At 67.9% G+C, this 23925-nt stretch carries 21 protein-coding genes; 10 read left to right on the top strand and 11 right to left on the bottom strand.

Annotated features, from left to right (window positions below):
- Window positions 1–81: 81 nt before the first annotated feature.
- Window positions 82–987, bottom strand: coding sequence for an SDR family NAD(P)-dependent oxidoreductase (locus tag PYV00_RS03270; RefSeq protein ID WP_275226822.1), 906 nt, complete (start codon window positions 985–987; stop codon window positions 82–84).
- Window positions 988–1113: 126 nt separating this feature from the next.
- Here PYV00_RS03270 and recQ point away from each other — a divergent pair, with 126 nt between their 5' ends.
- Entirely contained in the window at window positions 1114–2940 is a 1827-nt protein-coding gene (recQ, locus tag PYV00_RS03275) for a DNA helicase RecQ (protein WP_428981605.1), read from the top strand.
- Here recQ and PYV00_RS03280 read toward each other — a convergent pair.
- Complete coding sequence (locus tag PYV00_RS03280; protein ID WP_275226823.1) at window positions 2937–4169, bottom strand: amidohydrolase family protein; 1233 nt, start codon at window positions 4167–4169, stop codon at window positions 2937–2939. The genes recQ and PYV00_RS03280 overlap by 4 nt on opposite strands.
- 110 nt (window positions 4170–4279) lie before the next feature.
- A complete protein-coding gene (locus PYV00_RS03285; protein ID WP_275226824.1) occupies window positions 4280–4576 on the bottom strand; it encodes a hypothetical protein in 297 nt (98 codons plus the stop codon).
- Between the two features lie 187 nt (window positions 4577–4763).
- Between PYV00_RS03285 and PYV00_RS03290 the strand changes: the two genes are divergently transcribed.
- Window positions 4764–6050, top strand: coding sequence for a cytochrome P450 (locus tag PYV00_RS03290; RefSeq protein ID WP_275226825.1), 1287 nt, complete (start codon window positions 4764–4766; stop codon window positions 6048–6050).
- 70 nt (window positions 6051–6120) lie between these two features.
- Here PYV00_RS03290 and PYV00_RS03295 read toward each other — a convergent pair whose 3' ends face one another.
- Complete coding sequence (locus tag PYV00_RS03295; RefSeq protein WP_275226826.1) at window positions 6121–7494, bottom strand: L,D-transpeptidase family protein; 1374 nt, start codon at window positions 7492–7494, stop codon at window positions 6121–6123.
- A 137-nt stretch (window positions 7495–7631) separates the two neighbouring features.
- On the opposite strand from PYV00_RS03295, the gene PYV00_RS03300 reads away from it, so the two are divergent.
- The 3 genes from PYV00_RS03300 (at window position 7632) to PYV00_RS03310 (ending at window position 12575) form a co-directional block, all read left to right on the top strand.
- Window positions 7632–8642 carry a DMT family transporter gene (locus tag PYV00_RS03300; protein ID WP_342803792.1) on the top strand — a complete coding sequence of 337 codons (1011 nt, stop codon included), beginning with the start codon at window positions 7632–7634 and terminating at the stop codon, window positions 8640–8642.
- 130 nt (window positions 8643–8772) lie between these two features.
- The gene (gene acnA / locus PYV00_RS03305) at window positions 8773–11445 is read left to right on the top strand and encodes an aconitate hydratase AcnA (RefSeq protein WP_275226827.1); all 2673 of its coding nucleotides are present in this window, start codon (window positions 8773–8775) and stop codon (window positions 11443–11445) included.
- Window positions 11446–11654: 209 nt separating this feature from the next.
- Entirely contained in the window at window positions 11655–12575 is a 921-nt protein-coding gene (locus tag PYV00_RS03310; RefSeq protein WP_275226828.1) for a hypothetical protein, read from the top strand.
- Between the two features lie 487 nt (window positions 12576–13062).
- On the opposite strand, the gene ruvB is transcribed toward PYV00_RS03310, so the two are convergent.
- Both ruvB and ruvA read right to left on the bottom strand, forming a co-directional pair.
- Complete coding sequence (gene ruvB / locus PYV00_RS03315) at window positions 13063–14106, bottom strand: Holliday junction branch migration DNA helicase RuvB (RefSeq protein ID WP_275226829.1); 1044 nt, start codon at window positions 14104–14106, stop codon at window positions 13063–13065.
- Window positions 14107–14179: 73 nt separating this feature from the next.
- Window positions 14180–14779: a Holliday junction branch migration protein RuvA gene (ruvA, locus tag PYV00_RS03320; protein ID WP_275226830.1), complete on the bottom strand. Its 600-nt coding sequence runs from the start codon at window positions 14777–14779 to the stop codon at window positions 14180–14182.
- A 116-nt stretch (window positions 14780–14895) separates the two neighbouring features.
- Between ruvA and PYV00_RS03325 the strand changes: the two genes are divergently transcribed.
- Entirely contained in the window at window positions 14896–15477 is a 582-nt protein-coding gene (locus PYV00_RS03325) for a hypothetical protein (RefSeq protein ID WP_275226831.1), read from the top strand.
- A gap of 167 nt (window positions 15478–15644) precedes the next feature.
- Here the strand turns inward: PYV00_RS03325 and ruvC are convergent, their stop codons facing one another.
- Window positions 15645–16115 carry a crossover junction endodeoxyribonuclease RuvC gene (gene ruvC, locus PYV00_RS03330; protein WP_275226832.1) on the bottom strand — a complete coding sequence of 157 codons (471 nt, stop codon included), beginning with the start codon at window positions 16113–16115 and terminating at the stop codon, window positions 15645–15647.
- Between the two features lie 40 nt (window positions 16116–16155).
- The gene (locus PYV00_RS03335; RefSeq protein ID WP_275226833.1) at window positions 16156–16899 is read right to left on the bottom strand and encodes a YebC/PmpR family DNA-binding transcriptional regulator; all 744 of its coding nucleotides are present in this window, start codon (window positions 16897–16899) and stop codon (window positions 16156–16158) included.
- 190 nt (window positions 16900–17089) lie between these two features.
- On the opposite strand from PYV00_RS03335, the gene PYV00_RS03340 reads away from it, so the two are divergent.
- Window positions 17090–17800, top strand: coding sequence for a CPBP family glutamic-type intramembrane protease (locus PYV00_RS03340; protein WP_275226834.1), 711 nt, complete (start codon window positions 17090–17092; stop codon window positions 17798–17800).
- Window positions 17801–17806: 6 nt separating this feature from the next.
- Here PYV00_RS03340 and PYV00_RS03345 read toward each other — a convergent pair whose 3' ends face one another.
- Window positions 17807–18049 carry a DUF2312 domain-containing protein gene (locus PYV00_RS03345; RefSeq protein WP_275226835.1) on the bottom strand — a complete coding sequence of 81 codons (243 nt, stop codon included), beginning with the start codon at window positions 18047–18049 and terminating at the stop codon, window positions 17807–17809.
- A 168-nt stretch (window positions 18050–18217) separates the two neighbouring features.
- The gene (locus tag PYV00_RS03350; protein WP_275226836.1) at window positions 18218–18538 is read right to left on the bottom strand and encodes a DUF1244 domain-containing protein; all 321 of its coding nucleotides are present in this window, start codon (window positions 18536–18538) and stop codon (window positions 18218–18220) included.
- Window positions 18539–18616: 78 nt separating this feature from the next.
- Here PYV00_RS03350 and pyk point away from each other — a divergent pair, with 78 nt between their 5' ends.
- Window positions 18617–20095, top strand: a complete 1479-nt coding sequence (gene pyk / locus PYV00_RS03355; RefSeq protein ID WP_275226837.1) for a pyruvate kinase — start codon at window positions 18617–18619, stop codon at window positions 20093–20095.
- Window positions 20096–20139: 44 nt separating this feature from the next.
- Here pyk and PYV00_RS03360 read toward each other — a convergent pair whose 3' ends face one another.
- The gene (locus tag PYV00_RS03360) at window positions 20140–20814 is read right to left on the bottom strand and encodes a YggS family pyridoxal phosphate-dependent enzyme (RefSeq protein WP_275226838.1); all 675 of its coding nucleotides are present in this window, start codon (window positions 20812–20814) and stop codon (window positions 20140–20142) included.
- On the opposite strand from PYV00_RS03360, the gene PYV00_RS03365 reads away from it, so the two are divergent.
- Both PYV00_RS03365 and PYV00_RS03370 read left to right on the top strand, forming a co-directional pair.
- Complete coding sequence (locus PYV00_RS03365) at window positions 20813–21388, top strand: thiamine phosphate synthase (RefSeq protein WP_275226839.1); 576 nt, start codon at window positions 20813–20815, stop codon at window positions 21386–21388. The genes PYV00_RS03360 and PYV00_RS03365 overlap by 2 nt on opposite strands.
- Before the next feature lie 153 nt (window positions 21389–21541).
- A complete protein-coding gene (locus PYV00_RS03370; RefSeq protein WP_275226840.1) occupies window positions 21542–23908 on the top strand; it encodes an FtsK/SpoIIIE family DNA translocase in 2367 nt (788 codons plus the stop codon).
- The last annotated feature ends 17 nt before the right edge of the window (window positions 23909–23925 follow it).

Here is a 23925-nt window from a genome sequence, read left to right on the forward strand (position 1 = left end):
GGAAACCGCGCTGTGGCGAAGTCCACCGGCGCGACGTGATTTAGCGCACACCCTGCCCGGCGGCCGGGGTGGCGCGCGCGGTCAGGCGATCTGCGCGGGGCTTTTGACCAGCTTTTCCGCCTCGTCCCAGAACCGCGCGACATAGGCCGGATCATCGACATGGGGATTGGGCGCGCGGGGCGCGCGCTGGTGCCAGTATCCGCCGCTCGACCGGCCCGGCGCGTCGGCCGTCGCCAGCCAGATCAGCGTGTCCGCCCCTTCGGCATTGGTCAGCTTGGGCGCGTCGCCATAGGCATCGCGCACATGGTCCGGCGTATGGCTGAAGAAATTGCTGTCGACCGTGCCGGGGTGTACCGCATGGGCGACGATGCCATCGTCGGCCAGCCGGCCCGCCAGCGCCCGGGCATGGAGCACGTTGGCCAGCTTGCCGCTGCAATAGGCCGCGCCCGAACTCCAGTTGCCCAGGTTCTGCAGGTCCGCGAAATTGACCGAGGGGATCATCTCGCTCGCGTCCGAGGCGGTGTTGATGATCCGCACTGCGCCTGCCGGCGCGTCCTTCGCGGCGGCGCGCAGCAGCGGCAGCAGGCGTTCGGTCAGCACGAACGGGCCGAGGAAATTCGCCGCGAAGTTCCCTTCATAGCCTTCGTCGGTCATCACCAGCGCGCTGGCCATGCCGCCGGCGTTGTTGACCAGCACGTCGACCCGGTCGGTGCGGGCGGCGATCTCGTCCGCCAGCCGCCGGGCATCGGCCAGCAGCGACAGGTCGGCGCGCAGGAACTCCACCTCGGCCCCGCTCGCCGCCGCGCGGATCTCGGCCTCGGCCGCCGCGCAGCGATCGGCGTCGCGGCCCGACGCGATTACGCGCCAGCCCCGCGCGGCCAGCGCCTTGGCGGTTTCCTTGCCGATCCCCGAACTTGCCCCGGTCACCACCGCCACTCTGGGCCCGCCTGCCGTCATCGCGTCCTCGCCTTGCTTTCTCTGGTCCATCGCGAAGTTGACTATAGACAGCCGCCACCGGCCGGCAAGCAAGCGGGGGCTCGCCGGGGAGAAATCGGCGCAAACACCCCTCGGGCGATTTTCCCTTGCCGCCGCGATCTGCCATAAGCGCGGCCCGTGGACGCTTTCGACCCCCTTCCCGCCGACCTGCTGCCCGATCATGCCGACGCGCTGGCCGCCGCGCGCGAGGCCTTGCATGCGACGTTCGGCTTCTCCGCGTTTCGCGGCGTGCAGCAGGACGTGGTCGCCCGCGTGCTGGCCGGGCGATCGACGCTGGCGGTCATGCCGACCGGCGCGGGCAAATCGCTGACCTATCAGTTGCCGGCGGTGATGCTGCCAGGCACCTGCGTCGTCGTCAGCCCACTGATCGCGCTGATGCATGACCAGTTGCGCGCGGCCACGGCCAACGGCATCCGCGCCGCGACGCTGACCAGCGCCGATGCCGATCGCGAGCAGACGATCGACCGCTTCCGCGCGGGCGAGCTGGACTTGCTCTATGTCGCACCCGAACGCGCCAGCCAGCCGCATTTCCGCGAGCTGCTGACGCGGGCCCCGATCAGCCTTTTCGCCATCGACGAGGCGCATTGCGTTTCCGAATGGGGCCACGATTTCCGCCCCGACTATCGCCTGCTGCGCCCGCTGCTCGACAGCTTCGGGCACGTGCCGCGCCTGGCGCTTACCGCCACGGCCGACCGGCACACCCGCGCCGATATCCTGGCACAGCTGGGCATTCCCGAAGAGGGGCTGATCGTCGCCGGGTTCGACCGGCCGAACATCCGCTATGCCATCCGCCCGCGCGACAATGCCATGCGGCAATTGAAGGCGCTGCTCGACGAGCAGCCGGGCCCCGGCATCATCTATGCGCCCACCCGCGCGCGCGTGGAGCAGCTTGCCGAGGCGCTGGGCGCGGGCGGACGGCGCGTGCTGCCGTATCATGCCGGCCTCTCGCCGGAGACGCGCGCGCGCAACCAGGCCGCCTTCGTCGCGTCCGAGGACATGGTCATGGTCGCGACGGTGGCTTTCGGCATGGGCATCGACAAGCCCGACGTGCGCTTCGTCGCCCATGCCGGCATCCCCAAGTCGATCGAGGCCTATTACCAGGAAACCGGCCGCGCCGGGCGTGACGGCGATCCGTCAGTGGCGGTGATGTTCTGGGGCGCGGACGATTTCGCCCGCGCGCGCCAGCGGCTCGGCGAGGTGGAGGAGCACCGCCGCAATGCCGAGCGGGCGCGGCTCGACGCGCTGGCCACGCTGGTCGAGACGGCCGAATGCCGCCGCGCCATCCTGCTGCGCCATTTCGGCGAGAACCCGCTGGCGACTTGCGGCAATTGCGACAATTGCCTGGAGCCGGTTGGCGTGCTCGATGTGACGCGGCTGGCGCAGAAGCTGCTTTCGGCGGTCTACCGCACCGGGCAGAGCTTTGGCCTGGGGCATGTGGAAAAAGTGCTGACCGGCCAGTCGGACGACCGGGTGATCCAGCGCGGGCACGATGCGCTATCGGTCTTCGGCATTGTCGATGCCGATGAGCAGCCGCTGCTCAAGCCGCTGGCCCGCGCCTTGCAGGCGCGCGGCAGCCTGGTGCCCACCGAGCACGGCGGCCTTGCCCTCGGCGGCGATTCGCGCGCGATCCTGAAAGGCGAGGCCGAAGTGCGGATCGTGGTGCCGCCCAAGCCCGAACGGCGCAAGCGCCAGCGCGGCAGCGCCGGGGGCGACAGCGCCAACCCGGTGGGCGATCCGCTGTTCGAGGCGCTGCGCGCGCTGCGCCGCGATCTGGCGCAGGAGGCCGGCGTGCCGCCCTATGTCATCTTCCACGATTCGACCTTGCGCGAAATGGCCGCCGCGCATCCCACGTCCCTGGCCGAACTGGGCGAGATCGGCGGCATCGGCGCGCGCAAGCTCGATGCCTATGGTGAAGCCTTCCTCGCGGTGATCCGCCAGCACTAGGGCCGATCGCCATTCCGCCCTAGGCCACCAGGCAACCGGGCCTGGCCCAGCCCGAAGAACTTCTCGGCGCAGCCGGCCAGGATCCAATCGCGCTCCGCCGTGGGCACGCCGCGGAAGTTCTCCGCGATCGCCCGGTGGGAATGCGGAAACGTCGTTTCCGAATGCGGATAGTCGGACGACCACATGATGTTCCGGCCGCCCGGCTTGTGGCGCAGTTCCACGCCGACCGGATCGGAAATGAACGAGGCATAGATGTTCTGGTCGAAATAGTGGCTGGGCGGGTGTTTGATCGCGCAGCCGGTCCAGTGCCGCTGCATATGCCAGGTGCGGTCCATGTATTCGCAGGCCCAGGGAATCCAGCCCACGCCCGATTCGATCAGGCCCAGGCGCAAGCGCGGAAAGCGATCGAACACCCCGCCATAGATCATGATCGCGGGCGGTTCGAGCATGGCCGGCTTGCCCATCACCACGTCGGGCAGGAAATTGGTCTTGTCCTTGTAGCGCGAGACGCGCGCGCCCAGGTGAAAGGTGATCGGCATGTCGAGATCGACGGCGGCGGCCCAAAGCGGATCGAACTCGGGATCGCGATACTGGCGCGTGCCGTCGGGATCGCCGGTCATCGCCTGCCAGACCGAGCCTTCCTTGGTGAACTGGCTCAGCGACTGGGGGAAGGCGGGCAGGTTCACCGCGACGTCGCCGCGCGCCCGGGCCGCGCGCATCCCGGCGATCGTCTGCTCGACATCGACCGTGGTGAGGAAGGCAACGCCGAACATCCGGCCGTTCGAATCGGCGCAGAAATCCGATTGCCAGCGGTTGAACGCATCGAAGCTGTCGAGATAGAGTTCCAGGCTGCCCGTCGAAAGCGGACCGCCGCCGAAGACGATGGCCTTGTCGATGCCGTCGCGGTCCATGTCGTCAAGGCGCCTTTGCGGCATCCAGCCGCCCACGCGCATGTCGGAAAGCTTGCCGGCGTTCTTGTACTGGTCGAACGCGCGGCCGGCTTGCGATTGCATCAGGTTCACCGGGCGGCGCGTGCCTTCGAACATGATGAAGTCGTATTCGCCCTCGCTTTCCACCCTGGGCGCAAGCTCGCGGAAACGGGGCGAGAGGTATTCCGCCCAGAACGTGGGTGGCGGCGTGACGTGCACGTCGGCATCAACCACATAATCGGCCACGCGCGGTTCGGCCGCGATCTCGCGGTTGATGTCGATGGTATCGGCTTCGGCCATGGTTCCCGATCTCCCGTATGGCCCGCTCGCGGAGCCTTCGCGAGTGACTTACCAAACGCTTGCTACATAAGCAAACCGGAACTCGCGGCGGCAAGCCCGGCCGAGCCGCCTCAGCCCTCTCCGGCGCGGGCGCCGTGAGTGACGGGAACGGCCAGCAGGAACGGCAGATCGGGCGAGGCGATGCGCGATTCGCGGCCATTGTCATGGATCAGCACGACGCGCCCGACACCCGGCGTCGCGACCACGGCCGTCACGGTATCGACCCATTGGTGCAGGATCGCGCGCACGCGGGCCAGCGCCTCTCCCTCGGTCGTGGCGTTGCCGGCGGCTTCAAGCTCTGCCTCCAGGTCGATCACCCGGCTGGTGGCGGCCTCGATCTGGCTCTCGGTGCTCGGCTTCTCGGTCATGTTGCGTCCTCTTGGCTGGCGGCTCTTGCCCAAGGTGGGGCCGAGCGACGGGCGGAGCAAGCCCGGCCAGCCGGCTGATCGCCGCCGCGCTGCGCCCGGCCGGTTCGTGGATGGCATTGACTGGCAAGCCCGGCTATTTATGATATACAGTGTATCACCAAAAGCCAGAACACCGGGGAGACCGATCGTGGCAACCGCAGCCGAACCGCCGCTCGTGGAGCGGGACTACTTCACCGACCATTCCATCCTCCGCGATCCTTACGCCTATTTCGAGGCCCTGCGCGCCAAGGGGCCGGTCCATCGCCCCGCCGGCGGCAAGATCGTGTTCGTCACCGGCTTCGACGAATCGACCGAGATCCTGCTCAACACCGATGACTTCTCGTCCTCCATCGCGGCGCTTGGCCCGGTCGCGCCGCTGCCGTTCAAGCCCGAGGGCAGCGACATCAGCGACCAGATCGAAGCCGCGTTCGACCCGATGTCGCTGACCAGCCTGCTGGTGAACTATGACGGCAAGCGCCATTCCGACGCGCGCTCGCTGCTCAACCGGCTGTTCATTCCCTCGCGCCTCAAGGCCAACGAGGAGTTCATGGAGGACTACGCCGACCAGCTCGTGCGCGAGGCGGTGGCGAGCGGCGGCTGCGAGCTGATCAACCAGATCGCCACGCCTTACGTCACGCTGGTGATCGCCGACCTGCTCGGCGTGCCCGAAGGCGATCGCGAGAAGTTCCGCGAAGTGATCGATTCCGGCCCGCCCGCCGGCGACCTCGACAATGCCAGCGCCGTCCAGGCCAGCCCCGCGCTGATGTTCATGGGCGCCTACTTCATGGATTATGTCCAGGCCCGCCGCGCCAACCCCACCGATGACGTGCTGAGCGAGCTGGCCAACGCGAAGTTCCCCGACGGCGCCACGCCCGACATGCTCGAAGTGGTCAAGGCGGCGATGTTCCTGTTCGCCGCCGGGCAGGACACCAGCGCCAAGCTGCTGGGCAACGCGATGCGCTTCGTCATCGACGATCCGGCGCTGCAGGCCCGGCTGCGCGCGGACACCACGCTGATCGCCCCGTTCCTGGAGGAAGTGCTGCGCCTGGAAGGCTCGACCAAGGGCACGTTCCGCCTGGCCAAGCGCGACACCCGGATCGGCGACATGGAGATCAAGGCCGGCACGCCGGTCGTGGTCGGCCTTGCCGCCGCCAACCGCGATCCGCGCCGCTGGGACAATCCGTCAGAGCTGATCATCAACCGCCCCAGGATCAAGGAGCACCTGGGCTTCGGCCGGGGCGCGCACACCTGCATCGGCGCGCCGCTGGCCCGTGTCGAAATCCGCGTGATCTTCGAGCGCTTCTTCGAGCACACCTCGCACATCGAACTCGATACCGCGATCCACGGCGCCGGCACCAGCCGCGAGCTGGCCTATGAACCAAGCTACATCATCCGTGGCCTCGAATCGCTGAACCTCAAGCTGACGCCGCGCTGAGGTTCACGTCAGGCCCCCTCTCCCGCAAGGCGGGCCGGGGGGCCTGATCGGCCGGATCAAACTGGCCGGATCAGAACGGGTTGTCGAGTTCGATGATCGCTTCGTCACTCTTGCGCTGGGTGGTCTTGAGCTGGCGCGGGGCAGCGAAGCTGGCCAGCACCGGCTTGTCGCGCCCATAGATATCACCGAACTTCCTCAGCTCGCCGTCGATCGAACGGGCCATGGTGAAATAACCGATATAGACCGGGAAGGTCCGCGTCATTTCCACCTTGGTATACTTGCCCGAGCGCGAAATATCCGCCGCGTCCTCGGCCGGCATCTGCGCGCCCAGGATCGCCATGGTCATGCCCAGCTCCACCGCGCGCTCGGTGCGGATGCAGCCGTGGCTGAACGCGCGCACATCGGCGTTGAAATAGCTCTTCGAAGGCGTGTCGTGCAGATAGATCGCGTGCGGATTGGGCATGTCGATCTTCATCAGCCCCAGCGCGTTGTTCGGCCCCGGCTGCTGCACCACGGTGATCGTGCCATCGGCGTTGCGCGTGCCCTTGTAACCGTTGGCCGCCGCCCAGCCCGGACTGCCCAGCACCCGCGCGCCCAGCCCTTCGCCCTTGACGATCGACTGCGGCACCGTCCAGGTCGGGTTGAACACCACCGCCGTCACCGTTTCGGCCAACTGCGGCGTGGCGGTGCGGCCCGGCTTGCCGACGACCGTGCGGTACGAACGGATGATGCGGTTCTTCACCGTGAGGCGAAGCTGGAATTCGGGCACGTTGGTCAACAGGTAGACTTCGCCCAGATCGCGCTTGAGCCAGCGCCAGCGATCCATGTTGGCGCGGATCAGCGCGCGCGTCGCCTTGTCGGCGGCGGGGGTTTCGGCCAGCGCCTGCTTGAGCGTGGCGTAATCGGGAACCGTCGGCGCCAGCTTGTCGACCACGCCGGCCACGTCATGGTCCGACAGGGCCTGCGCCATGATCTGCGCCGTGGGCATGTCGTCCTGATCGGGATCGACCGCGAACCACTGTACGCGCGCCGTCATCGGCGTGCGCCCATCGCGCAAGTCCTCGACCAGCCACGAGAACGACTTGCTGGCGACATCGTCAAGATCGGGGCCCTCCCCCTTGGCGATCGCGGCGCGCAAGGCATCGGGACGGTAATCGGCAGGGGCCAGCCCTTCGGCGCCGATCCCCTCGATCACCGCGAGCAGATCGCGCGCGTCCTTCACCGGCCAGGCCATGACCGATTCGAACACCGGCAAGGGCTGCTGCGCCACCGCCTGATTCGGCGCGGGCGAGGTCGGCGCGGGCGATGGCTGCGCGGCGGGGGCCGGCCAGTTGTCGGCGGGCACTTGCGGCTCGATCGACTGGGCCAGGGCCGGCTGGCCGGCCAGCGCCACCAGCGCCGGAAAAACGCCGAACCGCATCATTTCACGCAAACCCTGTGTCATGGCCGAAACCCGATTTCCCTCCACATGCCGGATGATCTCCGGCCGCGACCGGTCCAACCCTGATTAGCCCTTATGGCTTGCCTTCATCAAGCCATCCTCCTTTCGCCAAGCTGAATCGCCGCCACACTGCGGCGCGGATGCGTCACTTTCCGCCGCGCGCGAACAACAGCCGGCCCTGCGGAGAAGGCACGGGACCGCCCGGCGAAAACGGGATGCCGCGTGCCAAGCGGCGGCCCGCGCTCTATGGCCGGGGCATGATCCGGGAGAGACGATTCGCGCCCTTCGTGGCGGTCGTGATCGGCATCGCGACGTTCAGCGCGATGGACGCCGCGATGAAAAGCGCCGCGCTCCAGACCGGCGTCTACACCGCGCTGCTGCTGCGCAATGCCGGCGGCACGCTGCTGATTCTGCCCGCCTGGCTGGCGACGAGCCGCCGCCTGCCCTCGCCCACGGTGCTGCGGGTCCATCTCCAGCGCTCGGCGGTGACGGCCTGCATGGCGGCGCTGTTCTTCTATGGCCTGGTGCGCATCCCGATGGCCGAAGGCATCGCCATTTCCTTCATCGCCCCGCTCGTGGCGCTTTATTTCGCGGCGGCGATGCTGGGCGAAACGATCCGGCCCGGCGCGATCCTCGCCTCGCTGCTGGGCATCGCCGGAGTGATCGTGATCGCCGCCGGCCGCTTCGGCGCGGGCGAACTCGATCGCGAGACCGCGCTGGGCACCGCCGCGATCCTGGTCTCGGCGCTGTTCTATGCCGTGAACCTGGTGCTCCAGCGCAAGCAGGCGCTGCTGGCGGGGCCGGTGGAAGTGACGCTGTTCCAGAACCTGCTGACGGCGTTGATCCTGCTGGGCTTCGCGCCCTGGCTGCTGGTTTGGCCCGATGCCGCCGCGCTGCGCGCGATCCTGGCGGGTGCGGTGCTGGCCACGCTGGCGCTGCTGTTCCTGGCCTGGGGCTATGCCCGCGCCGAGGCGCAGGCGCTGATGCCCATCGAATATAGCGGCTTCCTGTGGGCGGCGCTGTTCGGCTGGCTGCTGTTCGGCGAAAGGATCGACACGGGAACGGTCGCGGGCGCGGTGCTGATCGTCGCGGGATGCGCCCTGGCCGCCCGTTCGCGGCCCGAAAAGCACCTCGAACACGTCATCGCATAGGCCCGCACCCTTGACCTGAAGGCGCCGAACGCGCATCGGCGGAGCCGACGAATCCCGCTATTTCGCACATGCAGCGCGGGCAACCGCGCCCGCATGGCAACAGGCACAATCACGAAGGGGAAATGCCCGTATGACGCAGGTCGGACAGGACACGCTCGGCACTCGCAGCACCATGACCGTGGGCGGCAAGGAAGTCGCCTATTACTCGCTGAAGAAGGCCGCGGAGAAGATCGGCGATATCTCGCGCCTGCCTTTCTCGATGAAGGTCCTGCTGGAAAACCTGCTCCGCTTCGAGGATGGCGGCTTCACCGTTTCCACCGCCGACATCCAGGCGCTCGCCGACTGGCAGAAGAACCCCGTCACGGGTGACGAGATCCAGTATCGCCCCGCGCGCGTGCTGCTGCAGGACTTCACCGGCGTGCCTTGCGTGGTCGATCTGGCCGCGATGCGCGATGCCATCGCCACGCTGGGCGGCGATACCAGCAAGATCAACCCGCTGGTCCCGGTCAACCTGGTGATCGACCACTCGGTGATGGTGGACGAGTTCGGCCACCCCAAGGCGTTCGAGCAGAACGTCGAGATCGAATACCACCGCAACATGGAACGCTATGACTTCCTCAAGTGGGGATCGAAGTCGCTGGCGAACTTCTACGCGGTGCCGCCGGGCACGGGCATCTGCCACCAGGTGAACCTGGAGAACATCGCCCAGACCGTGTGGACCAGCACCGACCAGAGCGGCGTCACCGTCGCTTATCCCGACACTTGCGTGGGCACCGACAGCCACACCACCATGGTCAATGGCCTGGGCGTGCTGGGCTGGGGCGTCGGCGGGATCGAGGCGGAAGCGGCGATGCTGGGCCAGCCGGTCTCGATGCTGATCCCCGAAGTGGTCGGCTTCAAGCTGACCGGCGAGCTCAAGGAAGGCGTCACCGCCACCGACCTCGTGCTCACCTGCACATCGATGCTGCGCAAGCACGGCGTGGTCGGCCGCTTCGTCGAATACTATGGCCCCGGCCTTGCCTCGCTCAGCCTGGCAGACCGCGCCACGCTGGCCAACATGGCGCCCGAATACGGCGCGACCTGCGGGTTCTTCGGCATCGACGACAAGACGCTCGATTACTTGCGCCTCACCGGCCGCGAGGAAGACCAGATCGCGCTGGTCGAAGCCTATGCCAGGGAGCAGGGCTTCTGGATGGAGCCGGGCGCGCCCGAGCCGGTTTTCTCCTCGGTGCTCGAACTCGACCTGGCGACCGTCGTTCCCTCGCTGGCCGGCCCCAAGCGCCCGCAGGACTGGGTGGCGCTGCCCGAGGTCGACGACGTGTTCAACAAGGACATGGCCGAGACCTACAAGAAGGCGCAGTCGCGCGTTCCGGTCGAAGGCAAGGACTTCGACATCGGTGACGGTGACGTGATGATCGCCGCGATCACCTCGTGCACCAACACCTCCAACCCCAGCGTGCTGGTCGCCGCCGGCCTCGTCGCCAAGAAGGCCGATGCCTTCGGCCTCAAGCCCAAGCCCTGGGTCAAGACCTCGCTGGCGCCGGGCTCGCAAGTCGTCACCGACTATCTGGAAAAGGCCGGGCTGCAGTCGCACCTCGACAATATCGGCTTCAACCTGGTCGGCTATGGCTGCACCACCTGCATCGGCAATTCCGGCCCGCTGGCCGAGCCGATCAGCAAGGCGATCAACGAGAACGGCCTGGTCGCCGCCGCGGTGATCTCGGGCAACCGCAACTTCGAAGGCCGCGTCAGCCCCGACGTGCGCGCCAACTTCCTCGCCTCGCCGCCGCTGGTCGTCGCCTATGCGCTCAAAGGCACGGTGATCGAGGACTTCACCACCACGCCGATCGGCCAGAGCACCAGCGGGCAGGACGTCTATCTCAAGGACATCTGGCCGACCAACCTGGAAGTCGCCGAGACCATGGCCACCTGCATGGACCGCGCGATGTTCCAGGCCCGCTATGCCGACGTCTACAAGGGCGACAAGCACTGGCAGGCGATCAACGTCACCGGCTCGGAAACCTACCAGTGGCGCGCGGGATCGACCTATGTCGCCAACCCGCCCTACTTCGAGGGCATGGAGATGACCCCGGCCCCGGTGAGCGACATCATCGAGGCCAGGCCGCTTGCCATCCTGGGCGATTCGATCACCACCGACCACATCTCGCCGGCCGGCTCGATCAAGGCGGACAGCCCGGCCGGCAAGTGGCTGATGGAGCACCAGGTCGCCAAGGCGGACTTCAACTCCTACGGTTCGCGCCGTGGCCACCACGAAGTGATGATGCGCGGCACGTTCGCCAATATCCGCATCAAGAACGAGATGGTCCCCGGCATCGAAGGCGGCATGAGCCGCTTCGGCGGCGAGGCCCTGCCGATCTACGACGTGGCGATGAAGTACAAGGAACTGGGTACGCCGCTGGTGGTGATCGCCGGCAAGGAATACGGCACCGGCTCCTCGCGCGACTGGGCGGCCAAGGGCACCAGCCTGCTGGGCGTGCGCGTGGTGATTGTCGAGAGCTTCGAGCGTATCCACCGTTCGAACCTGGTCGGCATGGGTGTGCTGCCGCTGCAGTTCAAGGACGGCGACACGCGCCATTCGCTGGGCCTGACCGGCGATGACAGCTTCACCATCCGGGGCGTCGCCAGCCTGAAGCCGCGCCAGGACGTCGAGGTCGAAGTGACCCGGCCCGATGGCTCGACGTTCACCTTCACCGCGCTGTGCCGCATCGATACCGCCAACGAGGTCGAATACTTCATGAACGGCGGCATCCTGCAATACGTGCTGCGCAAGCTGGCGGCCTGATCCGCCCCGGCCGCTGACGGCAAACGAGGCCCCGCCCGCCGCAAGGCGTGGCGGGGCTTTTGTTTTGGCGAGCGTGTGGATGGCAAGCCCGGCGGCGCGCCCCGCACAGTCGTGCCTACGCCCCGCAATCGCACAAAAAAAGGGCGACGCGGCCGCGTCGCCCTCACTCCCGGTTCCAGGGGAGCTTGCACTAAGGCTGTCAGTCGTCCTTGCGGCGCGTCAGCCGGCGGCGGCCGACCACGGTGGCGGCGGCGGCACCGAACAGGATGAGCATCGGCGGGGCCGGAACGTCGGTCGGCGGGCCGCCCGAGGTGCTGGTGCCGCCCGAAGACGAACTGCTGGAGCTCGACGACGACGAGGATGAGGAGCTGGAAGACGAAGACGAACTGGAGCCGCTGGACGATCCTGAGGATGAGGAGCCCGAGGACGAGGAGCCGGACGAGGAAGACCCCGACGACGACGAGCCCGATGAGGATGAACCCGAGCCGCCCGAACTGGAACCATGCCCCGGCTTGCCGCTCGAACCGCCGCTCGACGAGCTGGAAGACGAACTCGACGAGGACGAGGAGCTGGAAGACGACGAGGACGAAGACGACGACGAGCTGCTGGTGACATTGCCCGAAGAGCTGGTCACGCCGCCCGTCGAGGTCGAGACATTGCCCGACGAGGTGGAGACACCGCCGGTCGAGGTGGAAACACCACCCGTCGAGGTCGAGACGCCGCCGGTGGAGGTCGACACGTTGCCCGAGCTGGTCGAGGTGGTCGAACTGATGCCGCCGGTGGTCGTGGTCGAGGTCATGCCGCCCGTCGAGGTCGACGAGCCGCCGCTCGACGTCGTCGAGGTGATCCCGCCGGTCGAGGTGGACGAACCGCCCGAGGAGGTCGAGGACCCACCCGAAGACGTCGAGGAGCCGCCGGTCGAAGTCGACGAGCCACCCGAAGAGGTGGTGGAGGTGATGCCGCCGCTGCTGGTCGAAGTGATGACGACATTGCCGCCGCCACTGCCGCCGCCGCCGAAGAAGCCCCCGAAGAAGCCGCCGCCGAAACCGCCGAGCGGGCCGCCGCCGATCACGATCGGCACGCCGCCGCCACCGCCGCCCGCCATGGGTTGCGGCGCGGGCGGGATATAGGGCGGGGGCAGCGGCACCATCGCCATCTGCGGCTGTTCGCAGCAGGTGCGCTTGATGATCTTGCGCACCCGCTTGGTCGTGCGCGGCGCGGCGGCCTGGCGGACCACGCGCTGCATCGGCTTCGCCTGCTTGACCTGCTTGATCTTGCGATACTGGCTTTCCTTGGCCGGCGTTTCGGCCACATGAACCGCTCCGCCGCCGATCAGCGCGCAGCCTGCCGCGCAGGCAGACAGTTTCGCGAGGGCCATCCGAACAGACATAAGCGTTGCTCTCTTTTGTTTCCCCTGTGGGCGCCTGAGCCTCGACTGCTGCCGGGGCCATCGCTCCATCTCACACAGAAAACGCAGAGAGTGCTTAACCGAACAATGGTGTTAACCCTGTTTCAAACGTCCCGATGTGAGATTCAGGGTTAATTTCGGATGAGCGTTCGGCAACTGTCCCGAAACGGGACTGATGCCTTTCGTAAGTGTAAACGATACCGGCATTTTCAGGCCTGCGCCGCATCCTCGCCGGGATCGAACAGACCGCCCTGATTCCCGGCCGGCGGCGCCATTCCGAGGTGCTTCCAGCCCCCTTCGTTAAGGCAGCGCCCGCGCGCGGTGCGCGCCACCAGGCCAAGCTGGATCAGGAAGGGTTCGATCACTTCCTCGATCGTGTCGCGCGGTTCGGAAAGGCCCGCGGCCAGCGTTTCCACGCCCACCGGACCGCCTTTGTAGATATCGGCGATCATCCGCAGATAGCGCCGGTCCTGCGCGTCGAGCCCCAGCGAATCGACTTCGAGCCGGGTCAGCGCATCGTCGGCGATGGCGCGCGTGACGGTGTCACTGCCGGCGACATGGGCGAAATCGCGCACCCGGCGCAGCAGCCGCCCGGCGACGCGCGGCGTCCCCCGCGCGCGCCGCGCGATTTCGCCCGCGCCGCCCCTGTCCATGCCGATCCCCAGCAACGCGGCGCCGCGCGTGACGACGTGTTCCAGCTCGGCGACGGTATAGAAATTGAGCCGCACCGGAATGCCGAAACGATCGCGCAAGGGCGTGGTCAGCAGGCCCTGCCGCGTGGTCGCGCCCACCAGCGTGAACGGCGGCAGATCGATCCGCACCGATCGCGCCGAGGGGCCCTCGCCAATGATGAGATCGAGCGCGCGATCCTCCATCGCCGGATAAAGCACTTCCTCGACCACCGGGTTGAGCCGGTGGATCTCGTCGATGAACAGGACGTCGCCCTCTTCCAGATTGGTCAGCAGCGCCGCCAGATCGCCCGACTTGGCGATCACCGGGCCGGACGTGGCGCGAAAGCCCACGCCCAGTTCCCGCGCGACGATCTGCGCCAGCGTGGTCTTGCCCAGCCCCGGCGGCCCGAAGAACAGCACATGATCCATCGCCTCGCCGCGCGACTTCGCGCTTTCGATGAACACGCGCAGATTATCCTTGGCGCCCGCCTGGCCGACGAATTCGGCCAGTGTCTTGGGACGCAGCGCAGCGTCCGCATCCTCGGACTGGCGGGTGGAGGCAAGGAGGGGGTTATCGGTCATAGACCCGCCGCGTGGGGCCAAATGGACCCTGAAACAAGTTCAGGGTGACGCTTCCGGGTGAGACAGGCCCCCATCACCCCGCCGCCCTCTTCAACGCCACCCGCACCAGATCGTTCAGCCCGGCGCCCTCGCCCAGTTCGTCCACCGCGTGCGCCACGGCGGTGCTGGCGACGACGGGCTTGAAGCCGAGGTTCTGCAAGGCCGAAATGGCATCGGCGCTGGCCGATCCCGCCGGCGCGGCGACAGGGGCGGCGCCCGGCACGGTGGCAAGGCCGCCGGCCTTGTCCTTCAACTCGTTGACGATGCGTCCCGCCAGCTTCGGGCCGACGCCGTTCGCGCGCGTCACCATGGCCGCGTCGCCCTGGGCGCAGGCGCGTTGCAGTTCCTCGGTGGTGAGCGCGGAGAGGATCGCCAGCGCCACCTTGCTGCCCACGCCCTGCACGCCGGTGAGCAGGCGGAACCAGTCACGCTCCGCGCCGCTGGCGAAGCCAATCAGCCGCACGTCGTTTTCCGAGACCTGCATGTCGGTGAAGACCGCCACGCGCTCACCACGCGCGCCCAGCGCGTCGAGCGTGCGGGCCGAGCAGTGGACGAAATAGCCCACACCCGAAACGTCGATCACGGCCCAGTCGGGGCCGAAATCATCCAGCAGGCCGGTCAGCTTGGCGATCATGGCATGGTGATAGCCGCGCCGGAACGAAAAGGGAATCTTTCTCGTACCGCCGATCCACCGCTTGCGGCAGGGCAGATCGCGCCTTACCCCAAGGCTTCCAAGGGGAGGGAGGGACAATGCGACAAGTCACGTTATTCCTGCTGGCGGCCACGGGCGCGCTGGCGCTGACAGGTTGCGGCGACAAGCAGGCGAGCGAAAGCGGCACGGCGAGCGAGGCCGCGACGGCCGGCGGCGCGGCCGGCGCCTTGCCGGCCGACTGGAAAGCCACCGATGCCTGCACGATCCTGGACAAGGGCGCGGTCGCCAAGGCGCTGAAAATCGACGTGCCGCAAACCCAGCTCTCGCTGGTCAACGAACCGGGCGCGCAAAGCGCCGCGACGTCCACCTGCACTTATCTGGGCAGCGATGGCGCCAGCGTCGCCAGCCTGATGACGCGCTGGTCGCCGATCGGCGACAACACGCCCGAAACCATCGCGGCCACCCGATCGACCACGGCATCGACGATGAAGGCGTTCAGCGACAAGCCGCTGGAAGACATTCCGGGCCTGGGCAAGGCGGCTTTCCTGGTGCCGGGCATCAACCAGCTCAACGTCTTCGTCGACGAGGCGCGGATGATGATCCTGACGGTCGAGAAAGTGCCCGACGGTGCTTCGGGCAAGGATATCGCGGTCGATCTGGCGAAGCAGGCCGGGGCCTGAAAAAACGGTTCGAGGATGCGCTTTCAGGCGCATCACGGCACCGGCCCGCTCCCCCACCCGGCCTCCCATCGGGATGATACGCTGCGGGAAGCCGGGTGGGGGAGCGGGCCGGTGCCGCGCCGAAATGCGCCCTTCCGCGCATTTCGGGACACGACGCACGCCGCCGTTCAGTTCCTGACGATATGCGCGTGCGCGATGGCGACGGCGAGCGCGTCGGCGGCATCGGCGCCGGCCAGCTTCACGCCGGGCAGCAGCACCTTGAGCATGGCCTGGACTTGCGCCTTTTCCGCGCCGCCCGTGCCGACGATCGCCTTCTTAACCAGCCGCGTGGCATATTCGCTCACCGGCAGGCCGGCGCGGGCGAGCGCCAGCAGGCAGACCCCGCGCGCCTGACCCAGCTTGAGCGTCGATTGCGCGTTGGTGTTGACGAAGACTTCCTCCACCGCGCCGGCATCGGGCCGGTGGCGTGCGATCACATCGGCCAGTTCGCGATCAAGCGTGACCAGCCGCTCGGCGATCGCCGCCCCGGGATCGGTGCGGATCTGGCCATTGGCGACATGGCTGAGCCGGTTGCCCGCCTTGGCCACCACGCCCCAGCCGGTGCAGCCAAGCCCCGGGTCGATGCCCAGCACTAGCACGCGCCGGCATCCTCCCCGCAGCGGGGGAGGGCCGGATGGATCAACCCAGCTTCTCCATGACCGCGTCGGAGACTTCGTAATTGCCCCAGACGGTCTGGACGTCGTCATCGTCGTCAAGCGTGTCGATCAGCTTGAACAGCGTCGCGGCACTGTCTTCGCCGACATCGACCTTGAGGTTGGGCTTCCACGCCAGCTTCACGCCCTCGGCCTCGCCCAGCGTCCTTTCCAGCTCGCGCGCCACTTCGTGCAGGCTTTCCACGCTGGTCCACACCGAATGGCTTTCGCCATCGCTCTCGACATCGTCGGCGCCCGCCTCGATCGCGGCTTCGAGCACGGTGTCCTCGTCACCCACCGAGCCGGGATATTCGATCAGGCCCAGCCGCTCGAACCCGTGGCTCACCGCGCCCGAAGCGCCCAGGTTGCCGCCGTTCTTGGAGAAGGCGGTGCGCACGTTGGTGGCGGTGCGGTTGCGGTTGTCGGTCAGCGCCTCGACGATGATGGCAACGCCACCGGGGCCATAGCCCTCATAGCGCACTTCCTCATAGTTCTCGCCATCGCCCTTGCTCGCCTTGTCGATAGCGCGCTGGATATTGTCCTTGGGCATCGACTGCGCCTTGGCCGCGTTCACGGCGGCGCGCAGGCGCGGGTTCATGTCCGGGTCGGGCATACCCATCTTGGCCGCGACGGTGATTTCGCGGCTGAGCTTGCTGAACTGCGCCGAGCGCTTCTTGTCCTGCGCGCCCTTGCGGTGCATGATGTTCTTGAATTTGGAATGGCCTGCCATGGTCGTTTCGTCGGTTGTGCCTCAAAAGTTGCGGCGCCTTACACCGCGAAGCGGGCCGAGGGCAACCGCGCTCCGCATCGCCAGCGCCTTGCCGGCCACGCCGCCACGGATTCGGCATTGCCCGTGTGCCGGGTATGCGGGGCCGGAATTCGCTTTGGCGATTTTAACCCTCCGATGGCAAAAGCAGGCGATGAACGCACGCAAAACCTTGCGCCCGGCCGCCATGCCGCGCGAATTCCTCGCCTTCCTCAAGGCCCCCGCGCTGGTCCAGCCGGCGGGGCTGCGCGCGCCGGGCGCATTGCACGCCTGGGCGATGCTGGTCGCGCTGCATATCGCCGGGCTGCTGCTGGTGGTGCTGCCCATCCTTTATGCCTGGCAAAGCGCGTTCAACCTGCCATCGCCCGACGCTTTCGGGAAAGTGCCGCCCGGCTGGCTGCCGCCGCTGGTGATCGCGATCGCCCCGGTGATCGAGGAACTGGTGTTTCGCGGCTGGCAAACCGGGCGGCCACGCGCGCTGTGGCTGCTGGGCTGCGTGATCGCGGCGGGCGCGGTGCTGGTGATGCGGCCCCATGGCCTGCCGCCGCTGGCGATCGGCGTGGGCCTGCTGGCGATCCTGGCGGCCGCGCTCGCCGGCTGGCTGTGGCTGCGCCGCCGCGCGACGCCGGGCTGGTATGCCCGCGCCTATCCGGTGGTCTTCTATGCGGCCGTGGCAGTCTTTGCCGCGCTGCACCTGATGAACTATCCGCGTGCCGCGCTGATCGGCCTGCCGATGGTGCTGCCACAGCTCTGGGGGGCGCTGCTGCTGGGCTTCATGCGGATGCGCATCGGCCTGCCCGCCTCGATCCTGGGCCACGCGGCCGCGAACGCCACGGTGCTCGCGGTCGCGATGGTGACGAACTGAGCCGGCTCAGCCGAGGCCGAGCGCCGACTTGTAGGTATCGAGCACCATTTCCATCTCGCGCCGATCGTCGGGCTTCATCTTCCGCAAGCGCACGATCTGGCGCATGATCTTGACGTCATAGCCCACTGCCTTGGCCTCGGCATAGACGTCGCGGATATCGTCGGCGATGCCCTTCTTTTCTTCCTCAAGGCGTTCGACGCGCTCGATCAGAAGGCGCAGGCGGTCATCGGTGGGCTCGGCATCGGCCATCGGGAGTGACTCCGGTAACGGGTGAATCGGTTGGCCGGCGCTGATAGACGCTGGCTTGCCGGCGCGGAAGGCATGGCGCCCGCGAATCTGTTGATGGAGGGGTGACAGCCTGGAAGTGGCACCGGGCCGGTGCCGCAAGGCCATGACGGATGTCATGGCCGCACCCGGCTAATGACTCCCGCCATTCTTCTTCAGGCTCTCTTCCATGCGGGCAAGCTGCTCGGCCGTCGCCTCGGTCTGGTAGCTGGCCTTCCACGCGTCCGCCGGCATCCCGTGGATCAGCTCGCGCGCGGCGCTCTTGTCGCCCGGATAGCCGGCGTCGCGAATCCAGTCGGCCAGGCAATTGCGGCAGAACCCGGCCAGCCCCATCAGATCGATGTTCTGGGCATCGTGCCGCTGGCGCAAGTGGCGCACCAGCCGGCGGAAAGCGGCGGCGGCGACGGCATCGTCCAGCGTGTCGAGCGCATCGGGCTTGTCTGATTGATTCATGGCGATTCGGTTTCGTCCTTGGTTTGTCATCGCGCCTTTGCCATAGGACGCGGCGAATACCCAAGGGGGCATACCGACGTGGCCAGGAACGATCCGCAAAAGGGCATCAAGCGCACCCGCAAGATCAAGATCCTTGCAACGCTGGGGCCCGTCAGCAGCTCCAAGGAGATGATCGCCAGGCTGCTGCGCGCCGGCGTCGACGCCTTCCGCGTCAACATGAGCCATGGCGAGCACGAGATCCACGCCCGCACGATCTCCGCGATCCGCGCGGTGGAAAAGGAACTCGGCCGCCCGGTGGCGATCCTGTGCGATCTCCAGGGCCCCAAGCTGCGAGTCGGCAAGTTCAGGGACGGATCGGCCTTCATCCGCCACGGGGCGCACTTCACGCTCGACCGCAATCCCGAGCCGGGTGACGAGACCCGCGTTCAGCTGCCGCATCCCGAGCTGTTCGGCATCCTCCAGAAAGGCCAGCGGCTGCTGATCGACGACGGCAAGCTGCGCCTGACGGTGATCCGGGCCGAGCCCGACGCGATCCTGTGCACCGCCGAAGTGGGCGGCACGATTTCCGATCGCAAGGGCGTCAATATCCCCGACGCGGTGGTGCCGGTGCCCGCGCTGACCGAGAAAGACCGGCGCGATCTGGCCTTTGCGATCCACGAAGGGGCGGACTGGATCGGCCTGTCCTTCGTCCAGCGGCCCGAGGACGTGGCCGAGGCGCGGCGGCTGATGGGCGGCTATGGCGCGCTCATGGCCAAGATCGAAAAGCCCTCCGCGATCGACCGGCTGGACGAGATCATCGACCTGAGCGACGGCGTGATGGTCGCGCGCGGCGATCTGGGTGTCGAACTCAATCCCGAGGAAGTGCCGCCGCTGCAGAAGCGGATCATCGAGAAGGTGCGCAGCGCCGGCAAGCCGGTGGTCGTCGCCACGCAGATGCTCGAATCGATGATCGAATCGCCCACGCCCACCCGCGCCGAAGTGTCCGACGTGGCCAACGCGGTTTATGACGGGGCCGACGCGGTGATGCTTTCGGCCGAGACCGCCGCCGGGCAATGGCCGGTCGAAGCGGTGACGATCATGGACCGCATCGCCGCCAAGGTGGAAGCCGACGTGACTTATCGCGAGCGCATCCACCTGGCCGAAACGCCGCCCGACGCGACCACGGCCGACGCGCTGTCCGAAGCTTGCGCCAGCATCGCCGATACGCTGCCGATCGCAGGCATCATCATCTTCACCGGATCGGGCATCACCGCGCGCCGCGTCGCGCGCGAGCGGCCTTCGGCGCCGATGCTGGTGCTCACGCCCTCGCTGCGCACCGCGCGCCGGGGCGCATTGCTGTGGGGCGCGCATACCGTGCTGACCAAGGACATCGGCAGCTTCGAGGAAATGATCGCCAAGGGCAAGCGCATGGCGCTGCGCCACGGCTTCGGCGAGGCGGGCTCACGCCTGATCGCGCTGGCGGGCGTGCCGTTCGGCGTGCCGGGATCGACCAACCTGCTGCACGTGGTGACGCTGGCCGGCAACGAGCTGGACAAGCACGACAAGAGCAACGACTGACGCCGCCGCCGGATGGCGCCGACGCGGATGATGCCCGGCCGGATTCAGTCCCGCGCGCCGAACAGCGCGCTGCCCACCCGCACGTAAGTGGCGCCCAGCATCACCGCCGTCTCGAAATCGCCGCTCATGCCCATGCTGCGTTCGGGCAGGCCATCGTCATCGGCCATCCTGGCGAGCAGCGCGAAATAGGGCGCGGGTTCCACACCGACCGGCGGCACGCACATCAGGCCGACCACTGGCAAGTCCGCTTCGCGCGCCGCGCCCAGCAGCGCGGGCACATCGGCGATGGCACAGCCGCCCTTCTGCGCTTCCCCGCCGATATTGACCTGGACCAGGCAATCCACGCGCCGCCCCTGTCGGTCCATCGCCCGGGCCAGCGCCGAGACCAGCGAGGGACGATCGAGCGAATGGATGCAATCGAACAGCGCCACCGCGTCTTCCGCCTTGTTCGACTGGAGCTGGCCGACAAGGTGCAGGCCGATGCCGGGGGTCTCCGCGATCAGCGCGGGCCATTTGGCCTGCGCTTCCTGCACGCGGTTCTCGCCGAACAGGCGCTGGCCTTGCGCGATCAGCGGCGCGATGCGTTCGGCCGGATGCGTCTTCGCTATCGCGATCAGGCGGATTTCGGCCGGATCGCGCCCGGCGATGGCGGCGGCACGGGCAATCCGCGCGGTGACGTCCGCAAGCGGGGTATCGGGCGGGGTGGCTGGCTGATCCATGGCGCGCTGCTATAGCGGCTGCGTGCCGAACCGCCAGCCGTCCCGATCCCGAAGCGCCTTGCCGCCGATCTGGCTGGTGAGCGACGCACGCAACGACGCCGGGCTGGAAGCCGCGCTGCGCCGCCTGCCGCGCGGATCGGGCCTGATCTTCCGGCACTATCACTTGCCCGAACCGGCGCGGCGCGCGCGGTTTCGTGCCTTGCGGCACGCGGCCCGCCGGGGCGGCCACGCGATCGTGCTGGCGGGCAGCGCGGCGATGGCGCGGCGATGGCGCGCCGATGGGGCTTACGCCGCGCCCGGCCGGCTGACACGGGGGCCGGCGCTGGCAAGGCTGGCGACCGCGCATGGCCTGCGCGAGATCGGGCAGGCGAACCGCGCGCGCGCCGATGCGGTGCTGCTCTCCCCCGTATTCCCCACCCGGTCGCATCCCGGCGCGCGGGTGCTGGGGCCCGCGCGGTTCCGCCTGATCGCCGCGCGATCGCGCGTGCCCGTCATCGCGCTGGGCGGCATGACCGCAAGGCGCGCGCGGCATTTGCACGCGGCGCGATGGGCCGCGATCGACGCGCTTTCCTGAGAGATTCCGGTTGGAAATACGCGGCAGAGCGCGTCTCGTTTACGGCACCAGCCCGCCTCTTTCCAAAGATGCGCACAGCCCGATTTCGCAAGGATTCTTGACGGCGAGTCCACGCCGGGCGCATTATCGCGTTCCAATCAGGGGAACGAGACAATGGCGACACGGCCCATGCCGCCCGGACGGCGCATCGCCAAGCCGAACTGGCGCGCGGTCCTGAAGCGCAGCATCCGCCGCGCGAGCGAGCTTGGCGGCGCGGTCGTGCTGTTCGCCGCGATGGCGTTCTTCGCGCTGGCGATCCTGAGCTATCACCAGACCGATCCGTCCGCCTCCACCGCGGCCGGCGGCGAAGTGCGCAACTGGATGGGCACGACCGGCGCCTGGATCGCCGAGCGCGCGCTGTTCCTGTTCGGCCCGGTCTCGGCGCTGTTCCTGCCGCTGCTCTATGTCTTCGCGCGCAAGCTGTGGCGGCTGGTCGAAGAAGAGGACGGATCGCTCGAACCCAGCGACCAGAAGTGGTGGCGGCCGGTGGGCGTGCTGGTTTTCGCCATGGTGCTGCTGTCCACCGTGCTGTCGCTGGTGTTCACCGAGCCGGGCGGATCGCTGCCGGCCTCGATGGGCGGGGTTTCCGGCCTGCTCGGCGCGCGCGGGGTCGAGGCATTGGCCGCGCTGCTGCCCGAGGCGGGGCGTGGCTGGGCCATGCTGGGGGTGGAGATCGTCTGCCTCGTCGCCGGCGTCGCGCTGGTCGGCAAGGTCTTCGCGATCGACTGGGGCATGTTGCTGACGCTGCCCGGCCGGCTGGGCCGCGTGCCCGCGCTGCCCATGCCCGCCGACCTGCCGTTCATGCCCGCGCGCGATACCGCGCGTGAGGAAAGGGAGACCTTGCCCGCCGCCGTTCAGCCCGCGCCATCGGCCGAGAAATCGCGCAAGGCGCCCGAGATCGTCGATCCCAGCAAGCCGGCCAAGCCCGCTTTGCTCGGCACCGGCAGCCGCCAGCGCGACCTGTTCGACGAATACGAGCTGCCCGGCCTGGACCTGCTGGCCGATCCGCAGCCCAATTCGCAGCCGAAGATCGACAAGCTCTCGCTGGAACGCAACGCGCGCCTGCTCGAAACCGTGCTCGACGATTTCAACGTCAAGGGCGAGATCACCGCCGTGCGCACCGGCCCGGTGGTGACGATGTACGAACTGGAGCCCGCGCCCGGCATCAAGGCCAGCCGGGTGATCGGCCTGGCCGACGATATCGCCCGCAACATGAGCGCGATCTCCGCACGCGTCTCCTCGATCCCGGGTCGCACCGTCATGGGCATCGAACTGCCCAATGCCGATCGCCAGATGGTCTCGTTCAAGGAAATGGTGGGGTCGGAGGCTTTCGCCCATCACAAGGGCATGTTGCCGATCATCCTGGGCAAGGACATCGCGGGCGAGCCGGTCGTCGCCGATCTGGCGACCATGCCGCACCTGCTGGTGGCAGGCACGACCGGCTCGGGCAAGTCGGTCGGCCTCAACTGCATCCTGCTTTCGCTGCTCTACCGCATGACGCCGCAGCAGTGCCGGCTGATCCTGATCGATCCCAAGGTGCTGGAACTCAAGAGCTATGACGAGATCCCGCACTTGCTCTCACCCGTCGTCACCGAGCCGCCCAAGGCGGTGCGCGCGCTGAAGTGGGCGGTGGAGGAAATGGAACGCCGCTATCGCATGATGAGCGAGATCAGCGTGCGCAACCTCGCCAGCTTCAACGAGAAGGTCCGCGCCGCCGCCGCCAAGGGCAAGCCGCTGGGCCGCCGCGTGCAGATCGGCTTCGATCCCGATACTGGCGAGGAACTCTACGAGGACAACCAGCTCGATTACCAGACGCTGCCGCAGATCGTGCTGATCGTGGACGAACTGGCCGACCTGATGGTCACGGTCGGCAAGGAGATCGAGGTCCTGATCCAGCGGCTGTCGCAAAAGAGCCGCGCGGCGGGCATCCACCTGATCATGGCGACGCAGCGGCCTTCGGTGGACGTCATCACCGGCGTCATCAAGGCGAACCTGCCTACCCGCATCAGCTTTGCCGTCACCAGCCGCATCGACAGCCGCACGATCCTGGGCGAACAGGGCGCCGAGCAGCTGCTGGGCAAGGGCGACATGCTGTTCAAGCCCAATACCGACCCGATCAAGCGCGTCCACGGGCCTTTCGTGAGCGACGAGGAAGTGGAGCAGGTGGCCGAATTCTGGCGCGGCCAGGGCAGCCCCGACTATGTCGATGCCGTCACCGAGGAGCCCGAGGACGGCGGCTTCGGCTTCGAGGACATCGACGCCGCGTCCGACAATCCCGAGGAGCGCCGTTATCGCCAGGTCTGCCATCTGGTGTTCGAGAACCAGAAGGTCTCGGTCTCATGGCTGCAGCGGCAGATGGGCGTGGGCTACAACACGGCGGCGAAATGGGTCGAGCGGATGGAGCACGACGGCTTCGTCGGCCCGGCCAACCATGTCGGCCGCCGCGACATCTATCGCGACGAGCACGGCAACCCGCTCTGACGCCGGCGCGCGCCGGA

This window comes from Novosphingobium album (ex Liu et al. 2023), from assembly GCF_029076845.1.
GTDB lineage: Bacteria > Pseudomonadota > Alphaproteobacteria > Sphingomonadales > Sphingomonadaceae > Novosphingobium.